The organism is Nonomuraea sp. NPDC026600 (assembly GCF_040638335.1).
Lineage (GTDB): Bacteria > Actinomycetota > Actinomycetes > Streptosporangiales > Streptosporangiaceae > Nonomuraea.
In genome coordinates this window covers 13,826-25,548 of sequence record NZ_JBEZYD010000050.1, presented here as the reverse complement: position 1 = coordinate 25,548, position 11,723 = coordinate 13,826, and the positions used below count along the sequence as shown (strand labels likewise).

Here is an 11,723-nt window from a genome sequence, read left to right as displayed (position 1 = left end):
CCACCCACGCGCCCAAGATTGCGCCACATCAGACCCACAGAGGGAGATCTGCCATGAGCAGCACCGAAAGCAGCAAGCACGAGGGATTCACGGCCGAGGAGCGGGCCGCGATGAAGGACCACGCCCAGGAGCTGAAGACGGCCGCACGTCGCGACTCGCGCGGCGGGAAGGCGGCGGAGAAGGCGGCGGAGGCGGAGCGGGAGGTGCTCACCAAGATCGCCGAGATGCAGGACTCGGACCGGATCATGGCCGAGCGCGTCCATGCCGTCATCGCGGCCAGCGCCCCGGTCCTGACGCCGAAACTCTGGTATGGGATGCCCTCCTACGCCCTGGACGGCAAGATCGTCTGCTTCTTCCAGAGCGCGGAGAAGTTCAAGGCGCGCTACGCGACGCTCGGGTTCAGCGACCAGGCGAAGCTGGACGAAGGCACGATGTGGGCGGCCGGTTTCGCCCTGACCGAGGTGACGGCCGAGGTGGAGGCGCGGATCGGCGAGCTCGTGAAGCAGGCGGCGAGCTGAGGCGCCCACTGGCCTTATGGCTGGTGCGTTAATTAACGGCTCGATTATCCGTGGTGGCTTCCGCGGTCAGCACGGAGGCTGACCGCGCCCTGGCCGGGAGAGGCTGTGATCACAGCGTTCAAGGCCGGCACCACACTGGGTCGGTCGTGACCCACGACTACAGCGCAGAAGTGACCATGGCCGCCTCTTCCACTTTGGCTTCCATCGAATCCGTCACCCTCGACGTGGCCGGACTGGTCGCATCTCCGGGCCACCGCTCCGGCTGATAGCTGATCATCTTGCCACTCTTGCGTCGCGCTATAGCCGGGATCGGACGATCGGTTGGGCGTTAGTGCTGTAAGGCAAATATAAAGATCAGGCCCTGCGGGCGACGCTCTATGCGTGAGGCCGAAACCATCCTGTTGGCGTGCCAAGGGCGTTGGGGGCTGATGACGTTGTCGCTCGTCAGGGCTGGATCTTGCTCTTATCGGACGCACCCCATCGAGCTGGAGCTCCAGGTGTTACAGATAATGTGTTCGAATTTTGAGTGATCTATCTCACCCTTGTCGGCTTGATCAGGTGAGGATATTGATCTTGTGTCATGTCAACTCACGCCTGATTGAGGGTGTTAGTGAACGAATTGCGACGTACAACGAGGTTGAGCGGGAAACCGTCCCGGCAAATCGCTCTGGCGACGGTGCTCACGGTGGCAGCATCGCTGCTGGTTGCGGGAACGGTGACGTCGGCCATGGCTGACCCCGAGCCGGTTGGGAGCGCTCCCGGCTCGACGAAGACCATTTTCCCTCGCCCGGATGATCCGGACGCATCTCTGCGCTCCGCGCTCCAGGAGGCGAAGCAGAGCAACCAGACGATCCCCGTTGAGTCCGCCTTCACCGAGACATCGCGTACGTGGGCCTACCCGGACGGGCATCTGGCGACGGAGTCGTATTCCGGTCCGGCTCAGCTCAAGCAGGGTGACGGTTCGTGGGCGTGGATCGACACCTCCCTGGTCGAGCAGAACGGAGTGCTGCGGCCCAAGCGGGCCAAGGGCGGCGTGCGCCTCTCGGCCGGTGGCACGCGACCTTTCGCGACCATGAAGCTGGGCAGGGACCGTTCGTTCGAGCTGTCCTGGCCGACGGCGTTGCCACACCCTCAGATCAAGGGCAACGTGGCCACGTACGTCGGAGCGGCCGGACCGTCGGCTGACCTGGTGGTGACCGCCCTGCCGACCGGATTCCGGCACGACATCGTGTTACGCGAACGGCCGGCCGGAGCGCTGGAGTTCCGCATTCCGGTGCAGGCGCGTGGGCTGGACCTCAAGACGTCCAAGTCCGGTGGCCTTTCGCTGTCGGCCCCCAAGGGCAAGCAGGTGGCGTCGGCTCCGGCGCCGCTGATGTGGGACGCGGCGGCGGACAAGCCAAGTGCTGAGCATCCTGGCCGTCAGGCGAAGATCGAGACCACGGTCGAGGGCAAGGACAGCTCCACCGTACTGGTGCTCAAGCCGGACACCGCGTGGCTGGCCGACCCGGCCACCCAGTACCCAGTGACGGTGGATCCCACAACAACGCTGGGCGTGACCCAGGAGGTGGGAGTCCGATCGCCTAGCGATCAACGCTCGCCCGGAGTTGTGAGCCGGTCGAACTGGAAGGAGTGCTCAGGCACCGGCTGTACGCCGGTCTTCAAGGAACGCATCGGCCGGACGATGATGGCGTTCGACACGGCCTCGATCGCCGGGCGGCACGTGGTCAAGGCCACGATGCAGCTGCAGTTGCGTCAGGACGTCATCAATTGCAGCGAGTTCCAGGGGATCGCCGCGCAGCGCATCACCGCGGCATGGGTGGCCAACGACACCTTCTGGGGCAACCAGCCGGCCAGCACTGGCGAGGGACGCGCCTCCATCGATCCGTGTTCGCTGCCGGACACGACCGGAGCGGTGTGGAGCTGGGACCTCACCGCCATGGCCGGATTGTGGGCCTCGGGCACACCGAACTACGGTCTGATGCTCAAGCTGACCTCGGAGAGCCCTGTCGCGCAGAACTTCGGTGAGGACTTCGCGTTCTGGCCGCAGTTGTTCACCGGCGGCACGCCTCCGAAACTGAGCGTGGACTGGGTCCTACCGCCCGAGATCCCCACGGTGAGCGCCGAGTCGATCGACTCGATGAACGGCAACGACGCCATCGCCCGCAGCACCAACGTCAAGGTGTCCTACAACTCGAGGGTGCCCGAGGCGACGAACCTCGACTACACGGTGACGGTCAACGACTCCACCATGGCTCCGCCGGCCCCGCAGCTGCCCACAGGTGAGGCGGCCTACTACAAGTTTGACGAGACCTCCGGCGCCACCGCCACCGACTCCTCAGGCACAAACCTGAACGCCACCCTGAGTGGCAGCTACAGCCGAGTCCCCGGCCAACTCGGACAGGCCGTCAAGCTGACCGGCGGCGCGCAAGCCAGCACCACCGCGCCGGTGCTCAACACCAACCAGAGCTTCACCGCCGCAGCCTGGGTACGCCTGGACAGCAGCACGGCCGACCAAGCCGTGATGTCGCAGATGGGCGTCAACTGGCCCGGCTTCACCTTGGCCTACGCCACCTCCGACGCTCCCGAATACGATCAGCGCTGGCTGATGTCCATGGTCACCCAGGACATCCCCAACGTGATCCATGAGCGCGTCATCCAGTCCAAGAACCTGGCGAAGATCGGCCAGTGGACGCATCTGGCCGTCCAGTACGACGCCAGCGCACACAAGGTCCGCATGTACGTGGACGGCGAACTGTCCGCTGAAGGCGACCACACCGTCGACTGGAACGCCCGGGGCAAATTCCAGATCGGTCGCGGCCTGATCCTCGAAGGCGACGGCAAGTTGGAGGGCGCCCTTGACGACATCCACGTCTACCACCGGGTGCTGAGCGCCGCTGATATCCGCACCATGGTCGGCGTGCCGACCACCACCACGCACAACGGCATCCTGTCCGGCCAGGTGCTGGACAAGGTCTTCACCCTCGATAACCCTGCTAGCTTCAAGTTCGTGGTCAAGGCCTGCCGCGTCGGCGTTGTTCCGCCCTCATGCAACGAGAGCCCGGCCTATCGCATCACCTCCGACGCACCCATGCTGCCCTCCGACACCGAGACCGGCATGGCAGACCCGGCCCAGCCGATCCTGTCCGGCATGGTCAACCGGCCCTCTGGCGGACCGGTCATGGCCAAGTACTACCTGTATGACAACACCGGCGCACCGGTGGGATCTGCGCCAATCGGCACTCGTACGGTCAACGGCGGGGAGCGGGCCTCCTTCCAGGTTCCCGCCAACACCGTCCAGCCTGGCCGCACCTACAAATGGCAAATGAACGCCTGCGCCACCAGTCCGCTGTCCACTGATCCCGGCACCGACCCCACGCCTACACCTACGCCCACTCCGACGCCCACCCCAACACCTACACCGACCCCATCGCCGAGTGGCTTGGTTGCCGCCTACGGAATGGAGGAAGGCACCGGAACCGCCGTCGCCGACAAGACGGGCACCAACAACGGCACCGCTGCCAGCACCTCCTGGGTGGCCGGCAAGTACGGCAAGGCGCTGTCCTTCAACGGCACCTCCAGCTGGGTAACCGTCTACCACTCGCCCTCGCTGAAGATGACCAACGCCCTGACTCTGTCGGCCTGGGTAAAGCCCAGCGCCGTCGATAGCTATCGCACTGTCATGGGCAAGGACAATGCGACGATCGACGAGCTCGGCTACGGCCTGTACGCCGCCAACGGCGGTTCCACGCCTACGGGTCTGCTGGCCACCGAGGACAATTTCGGATCGGTCTCAGGAAGTGGATCGCTGCCGGTCAACACCTGGAGCCACCTCGCCGTCACCTACGACGGCAGCACGGCCCGGCTGTACCTCAACGGCAGCCAGGTAGGCCAAAGCCCCGTAACGGGCGATCTGCTCGACGACGGCGGCGCCTTCCACATCGGCGGCAACACCGCTTACGGCGACTACTTCAAGGGCGTCATCGACGAAGTGCGCGTTTACAACCGCGCGCAAACCGTCACCGAAATCGCCACCGACATGAACACCCCCCTCGGTGGCACCACAACCCCGGCCATCGCGCCGAAGATGACAACCAGCGCCACAACATCAGACGGTTCAGGCATCGAGGAAGTCTGCACGCCCAAGACAGCGCCAGTTTCGTTCGCAATTGAAGCGGCAGAGGGCGAGGTGACCGATGCGCCCAGCAGCGAGACTCAAGTCACGCTGGGGCGGGACAATTTCGTCCTGAAGACGGTCAAGATCGATCCAACCGCTTGCGCTGGCGGGCCCTGCTCCGTAGAGGACACAGCTAGCCTGCAATTCGGCGGCACCGGCGCGGATAAAACCGCGCTAGTGATCAACGTCAAGTATGGCGAGTTGCCAGGTGGTTCTGCCATCACACAAGCCCTTCTCAATCTGGGCACACCCACATGTGCTTCAGGATCCTGCCCCAGCGACACAGTGGTCACAGCTGTGCCACTCAAGAGCGCAGTAACCTCTGCCACGAAGAGTTCCGACCTGACAAGGGACATCGACACCAGGGCTATCTATACGCTGCCGATGCACGCTCCCAAAGCGGATGTCGCAGATAGCGCACATCAGTGGCTGATGCTCACCTCCAACCGCGAGGAGATCGTGACCTTCGGTGCAGCGGACTCGACTTCGTCAAGCTCGATCGTCGTGACCTATGTCCCGCCGGAGGCCCCTGACGCCGTCGAAAATCTCACGACGCAGTCTGGCGACAGTGGCGCGATCGCCAGCTGGGGAATTCCTACGAGTACCGGCAGCACCGCCGGAATAGCAGGGTACGACGTCGAGGTTGCTGGAGGTGATGCGACCGTTAGAACCTTGACAGTTACCGAACCGTGGGTAGCAATCGACGGTCTGAGCAATGGCACCACGTACACTGTCAAGGTCAGAGCGAAGACGCCGTATGGCACCAGCGCATGGGAGTCGGCAACGGTTACGCCGAAGGCGGCGCCGCCGCCTTCGGACGAATCAACCTGCGTCCTGGAGGCAACGCCGGGACCGGCCGGCATCGCCAAGGCGGCGACAGCTAGCACGCAGAGCTACGCCGATCGCATCAAGCACTTCTATCAGGCGCAAGACGCGGTGCTTGAGGGCCGCGCGGCCACGGTGTGGCAGGCTCCAGGCGTAACTCCAGAGGCCTCGATCACAGCGATGATCTCGTTGCTGAACAACGAGCTGGTCGCGGAGAAGAAGCTACTGGATGCCGAGGGCACCACCCGCAGTAACTCCACAGTCATGGTGGAGAATGTGGTCCCTCGAGAGGCAGCCGACGGCAGGGTGTGGGTGACCGCGACCGTCAAGCGAACCTGGGAGCTCTCTGAGCCGGGCGCGTCGGCTGGGACCACGAAGTCGGTCCGCAGAACAAGCGGCGTGGTCGAGCCCAGCGATCCCATCATCGACATATTCGTCTTCGACCGGTGCGGCGGTCTCACGATCATCCAGGCTCCGATCGAAGTGGAAGAAAGCTCGTCAGATTTCATGGGTGAAACCGATGAGATCGCGCTGCTCAAGCAAGAAGTCCAATGGGACAACAACACCGTCTCGGGCCAAATCCGTTCGGCTACCGTGGCTGCCGGCTGCGACTCGACGGAGCCGCCACTGCTTCCTGGTCTTGTCTCGTTTCAAGACGAGATGGATATACGGGCCGGGATGAAGTTTCAGGTCACCGGACTGGCCAAATGGAACCGGTGTGGTGACAACGACGGAGCGACGTGGACGATCAACAAAGTTGCGGTATCCGCTGTCGTCTGGACCAGCAATGCCTTCCGTGATCCGAGCAAGGTGATCCGGGGCGTCAAGGTACGCAGTACTGATGAGAGAAAGAGGAATGCCAAGCTCATCCAACTTTCGTCGGTTGATGTCGCCGCGTCGCCATGCTTCAGGCAAAAGCTGTCGCAGTGGCAGCACGGCATCGAGTTAGGTACGTCGCTTGGAGCAGGGTTCCCGATAGACTGGGCCAGCGTAGAAATGAGCGGCTCCTTCTCTACCGTCTACTCTCAGATGAGGACCAAAGACTGTCCCTCACCCAGCAGCAATACAGGCGATCCTGGCGGCAACGTCGCACCGATTCCTGCCAATGGAGAACCGTGGAAGCGGGCCTTCCGGACGAGAATAATCTCCTATCGCAACGCCGTGCTGGGAGAGTGTTTGAGTGCAGGGACAACGGCTTGTGAGCTTGAGAAGTTCCGGCTAATCTCCGCCGGCTCCTTCAACATCAAAGCCTTCAAGGGGGATGATGACCAGCGCATCTTTACCCTTAAGAGTAAGTGGTTGAACCGGTGAGGCTCGACCATGATGACAGGCAACCTCAATAGAGCATTTGGGTAGGGTGCGGCCGGGCCGGGCGATGACGCGGCCCGGCCGCACCCATGTTATGGCTTTGTCTCGATTTAGACACTTAGGCTGTAGCTTAACGAGCTGCTCGGTACAGTGCTTCAAGCGCGTCTGGCCCTGATCGCGGCTCCAGGTAGCTCCGAGGGATCTCACAAGCGACCACGAAGGTCCTATCGATGCACTTGCCACGCCTTCTGGAGGTCCTCTGCATCAGGCCATAGGATCTTCATGCCCGAGATGACTTTGGCCGTCCTATGCGGGTCATCGACGTAACTACCATCTGATATTGAGATACGGAGACTGATGCGCAGGCTAGCTATCGTTGTCTTGGCTATAACGCTCCTGTCGGGTTGCTCGGCACAGGGTCGGGCGGACCAAGATCCGCCCAACACCGCGAAACCCTCTCCTCCGCTTTCTTCGGCCAGTCCCTCCCCCCACGCAATGCGGCCTCTAATGGACCTGAGAAAAATAGCCAAGGGAAAGGTTGTTCTCTATCACACCGACGAGAAGGGAGAACAGGCTTACTGGCCCACAAAGGTAAAACTCGGCACTTACTACACAGTCGCTGTGGATTGCGTAGGGCCAGAAGGGGAGTTGGTGGTCGAGACAGTAAACGGCGCTGGCCCGCACCTGGTGCGTCCATGCAAAGCTGGCCATACCATTTATACAATTGATAATTATCCACGAAAGCCACCAAAAGTTCGGGAACTCACGATTCGGGCACCGCGTGGCGCCAAGTGGGCAATACTATTCACCGTGCTCCCCTGAGCGCGCATCCCTCCTATGTCAGGTGGTGCCGGGCCCTACTAGGCGCATATACAACCACCCGAAAATGAAGGGGAAAGTGCATGGCGCCTATGAGGAAGCCTGCTCAATTCTTTCTGGTTGCTACGCGAATTACGCTCCTGGTTGCCGGATCCTCTTTACGGCAAATGGCTTATATGTGACACTCTTCAATATTCCTCCCCTGTACTGTAGTTCGGGAGGAGTGGCTGCTCCTGTTTCTTTCGTGATACCGGCCTTCGCTAGGCCGGCCATTCTGGTGCTCGGCAGCATCGCCGCGCCCCCTGGGCCCCTGCGAAACGTCGCCGATGGGAGCAACCAGGACCAGGGGAGGCTAGCAGCTAAGGGGCCATGCCTGGCCATACCTCCTTGAAAGACACGGTACGGGCTGGGAGGATTCATGCCTACATTCAGCATGCGGAGAATCTCGGTCTTCTTCGCCAGCTCCTGAAGCAGGACTATGTCAAGACCATGTACATCGTGCGCGTCGCCAGCCATTGCGACGAACCCGTTGAATACTCATGGCCCGGCGACGGGCAACTGTGCGACTGACGTGTGGGGCGCCTCATGCGGCGGCGCCCCGCCGTCCTGACGATCCGACGCAGCCGTAGAGGCCGTCCTGGCCGTCCACCGCCTTGCGGTTCTCCTACACGTATATGGTCGCCTCCGTGTTGCCCCTGCTGGGAGTTGGGGCGGGTGCCTCAACCCCCACCATTTATCCTGTCTTCAGGCAAGTGAGAGGTTAAGTCTTGATGGAGCCCATATGGCGGCGGCGACGGTTTCGGCTCGCTGTTCTAGTTTCGCTTGCAGTCGTGGGTGGTGTGCTTGAAGGTATCCACCTATTCAGCGATCGTACTGAGCGCTTGCGGGAAATTTATGGCAACGCATTTCAGATGACACATCCCGAATATCGAATCGCATTTAATCGTGAGACTGACGTTGGGCCGTTCATCACTGATGTGCATATAGTGGCTTTTGAGTTACGCCCATTCGGACAAAGGCCGGACAGTCCTTGGAGCCATAGGGGTAAATGTACTCGGCATCGTTTCTTCGCCATCTTTGCCAAAGGCAAAACTAAATGAGCTGCTGTCCTCTTTTGGCGGTGGACGTGGAGAAGACAAGCATGCTAAAGCAGAGGCGCGGCGTGAGATCGCAAAGCTGTCGGACGATGCGTGGGTCACGGCAGTGGTGGAGCTCTCTGAGCCGCTAGTGGAAAGTAAGCTAAATAGCGTTGTCCAGGTTTCGAGCATCGGCTCGGACGCGGTGTATCCTTTCCTTTCTGGTTGGAAAGCTCAGGCGAACTCGCCCATATACTGGCGCCCATGCGCCATTTATGCGGAAAAGTGTGAGGCGACTCCGCCGCTTCAACTTTACCGCCAATGGGTGTCGCGCTTACGTTGGCTGGACGCGCCAAACCTCAAACGTCTCAACCTTGATATTGATACACTGCGCCGGGCGGCCGATGAAGGTCGCGTCTACGGATTCCTGACCTACGGATACCCCAAAACAGGCTGGCCGAAGTATTGGAGAATCCTGAGGTACGCACGATAAGGATCGCGGCAGTAGAGAGCTGGAGATAGATTCCGCTGCCTTGCGCCACATCGGTCAGCGAACGTAGGCGCTGTGAGGTTGTCGGAGATCTGCTCGTGCCCGAAAACCAGGACATGTCCATGATGGCTACTGCAAGCTATGCTCAGCGGCTTACCTTCTCATTGGGCTCAGGTGATGACGTTGCCACTTCTGATCTTGCTCGTCCTGCTTCCGTGGGCGGTCACCCTCTTACGCGTGCGGAAATTCCGGTCAGTGCCGGTCGCGGCAAGCGCGGCGTTCATCGCTTCCGGTGGCATCTTGCTCTGCCTCGCTCTTTTAGGGGCAGGCGGCACCCTCCAGGCTCTCGAACAACTCCGACCAGATGGCCTCATGATGATGGTCTATGTGGGTATCGGGATGATGATCGCCGCTGTGGCATGCGCGCTCATCGATCGCCGGTAGGGTGGCGCCGTGATCAAGGTGGCCGTTCTGGGGTTGTGTTCGGTCCTGTTGACAGGCTGCAGTGTGGCGCAGCCTCATGCCTATAGGTACACAGACATCGACCGGTTCGGGTACGTGACGGCCAACGCCTTTCGAGTGACTCACCCTGAGTACACGATAAGGCGAGGCGATTATGTGATGCCCCGGTCGGCGGGCGAGATGGCCATCCAGTTGGAACTAGAGCCGAACTGGTATTCCACGCTCCCCAAGACGACGCTCGTCATACGTCAGGACAAGGCATCCGGCCGCATCTCCTATTCGAGCCCCGATCTACAGGGAGCCCCTGCCTTGACCAGGGCGCTCCGGCGCGTCGGCCCGCCCGATGGGGACAAGCCGGCGAAGAAGGCTGTTGGCGAGCGGTTGAAGGAGGCGGGGCGGGGCAGCGCCGTGACGGTGGTCGTCGAATTGGAAAAGCCGTTGACCGCGGAAGGCATCCGAAGTCGAGGGTATCTGAGCCTCAACAATGCGCTCTTCTCGTCGGCTGAGGGTGGCCCGCCCATCTACTGGGATTACTTCGAGACCTGGTTCTGCGCGAACTGCGGGGGCGCCAGCGATCAGGTGACTTACGATTTCCAATCCTGGGCCGACTCGCTCGGGCCTGAGGACGATGCCTCGTTGCAGCAGTTCGGGTTGAGCCGCGACCGGCTCGTCAAGGCTTCCCAGGCGGGACGCGTCCACGGATATGTAGTACCGGATGCGAACCCCGCCCTTCTCCGCCAACTGCTGAAGAAAAGCCACGTCAAGACCATGTACCTGGTGAACTCACAAAAGTACTGCAAAGACTCCGACTTCAGTAAGTGCAAGCCGGCCCTGTGGCCGAAGAACGATCAGTTGTCCGTCGGAGAGTGACAGGGCCGGCCCGCGACTACTGGACTCGCTCGAACGGCGCCGGAGCCTGACCCGTCCAGCGGTGAAGCTGGGCGTGGGCCGTCTGCTTGGTCACGCCGTCCTCCACGACCGTCCCCTGCTGGGACACGTAATAGCGCCCGTCGTCAAGAGACGCCAGACCGTACTGCCCGCCGAACTCCCACCCCCACACGTCCGAAGCGGCATCGTGCAGACCGCGCCGGACGAGAGACAGCGTCGCCCCCTGCTCCGGCTGCGGCTGGCCCTCAATAGGCCCCTGAACGGGACGCTTGGAGCCGTCGATCATGAAGAACGAGTAGTTCGGGAAGGTTGGCTTGATGCCCTTATAGGCGGCCATGAACCAGTTGCCAGTGAAGCCGTCATACTCCAGGTTCTGCACGCCGTACGTGGTGTTGCCGGTGCGGACGAAGTACTTGCCGTCGGACTTGTCAGGACCCGAGGTGTGCGGGGCGGTCTGGGTGAGCGGGCGCTCGTACTTGCGCCACTGCTTGATGTCGTACTGCAGGATGACCTGGTAGTCGTTGTCCTGGCGGTCGACGTTGGCGTAGATGCCGTACGCGACCGTCAGCTTGTCGGCGCCGCCCCGCTTGCCGAACGCGGGGCCGAAGGCGACGCCGTCGATGCCGCTGCAGCCGTAGCGGTGGTCTGCGGTCTTGGCGGTGTCGCCGTCGAAGACGCCGTCGCCGTTCATGTCGGCGCTGTAGTCGTCCACCACGTCCTTGAGGTACACGGCCGTCACCACGTCGGAGGTCTCGGCGTTCATGTCGAGGCTGGTGATGCGGTCCACGTCGAAGATGGCGATGTAGAACGACTTGGCGGCCTTGTACTCCAGCGAGCCGTAGACGCGGCCGTCGCGGCTGTTGAAGTCCAGGTCGCCCAGGTGGCCGGTGAAGCCGGTGACGGAGCCGACCGGCTTGCCGGCGAGGTCGGTCTTGACCAGGAGGTTGGTGAAGGAGAAGTACATGAACCCCTTCTTCTGGTCGATGGCGATCCCCTGGACGTGACCGGCCGGCCAGGCTCCGCCGTACACCTCCGTCGGTAGTCGCGAGGGCCGGTCGGCCGCGTGGGCTGGGAGGGCGAGCAGGACCGACGCCGTCAGCGCCGCGAACAGTACGTGAGCGACCCGCATGCGTTACCTTTCCGGAGGATCAGTGATGATCGAC

At 62.0% G+C, this 11,723-nt stretch carries 6 protein-coding genes; 5 read left to right on the top strand and 1 reads right to left on the bottom strand.

What is annotated here, in order from left to right:
* Positions 1-53: 53 nt before the first annotated feature.
* From AB0F17_RS58410 to AB0F17_RS58390, 5 genes are all read left to right on the top strand, one after another.
* Positions 54-518: a DUF1801 domain-containing protein gene (locus tag AB0F17_RS58410; RefSeq protein ID WP_358043548.1), complete on the top strand. Its 465-nt coding sequence runs from the start codon at positions 54-56 to the stop codon at positions 516-518.
* A 610-nt stretch (positions 519-1,128) separates the two neighbouring features.
* Entirely contained in the window at positions 1,129-6,828 is a 5,700-nt protein-coding gene (locus AB0F17_RS58405) for a LamG-like jellyroll fold domain-containing protein (RefSeq protein WP_358043545.1), read from the top strand.
* A 1,809-nt stretch (positions 6,829-8,637) separates the two neighbouring features.
* Complete coding sequence (locus tag AB0F17_RS58400; RefSeq protein ID WP_358043543.1) at positions 8,638-9,213, top strand: hypothetical protein; 576 nt, start codon at positions 8,638-8,640, stop codon at positions 9,211-9,213.
* 174 nt (positions 9,214-9,387) lie between these two features.
* Positions 9,388-9,654: a hypothetical protein gene (locus tag AB0F17_RS58395; RefSeq protein WP_358043540.1), complete on the top strand. Its 267-nt coding sequence runs from the start codon at positions 9,388-9,390 to the stop codon at positions 9,652-9,654.
* A 9-nt stretch (positions 9,655-9,663) separates the two neighbouring features.
* Positions 9,664-10,542: a hypothetical protein gene (locus tag AB0F17_RS58390; protein WP_358043537.1), complete on the top strand. Its 879-nt coding sequence runs from the start codon at positions 9,664-9,666 to the stop codon at positions 10,540-10,542.
* Between the two features lie 16 nt (positions 10,543-10,558).
* Here AB0F17_RS58390 and AB0F17_RS58385 read toward each other — a convergent pair whose 3' ends face one another.
* The gene (locus AB0F17_RS58385; protein ID WP_358043534.1) at positions 10,559-11,689 is read right to left on the bottom strand and encodes a hypothetical protein; all 1,131 of its coding nucleotides are present in this window, start codon (positions 11,687-11,689) and stop codon (positions 10,559-10,561) included.
* Between the last annotated feature and the right edge of the window lie 34 nt (positions 11,690-11,723).

Coding starts and splice junctions, on each gene's coding strand:
- AB0F17_RS58410 (WP_358043548.1), top strand. CDS start 54: ATGAGCAGCACCGAAAGCAGCAAGCACGAGGGATTCACGGCCGAGGAG.
- AB0F17_RS58395 (WP_358043540.1), top strand. CDS start 9,388: ATGACGTTGCCACTTCTGATCTTGCTCGTCCTGCTTCCGTGGGCGGTC.
- AB0F17_RS58385 (WP_358043534.1), bottom strand. CDS start 11,689: ATGCGGGTCGCTCACGTACTGTTCGCGGCGCTGACGGCGTCGGTCCTG.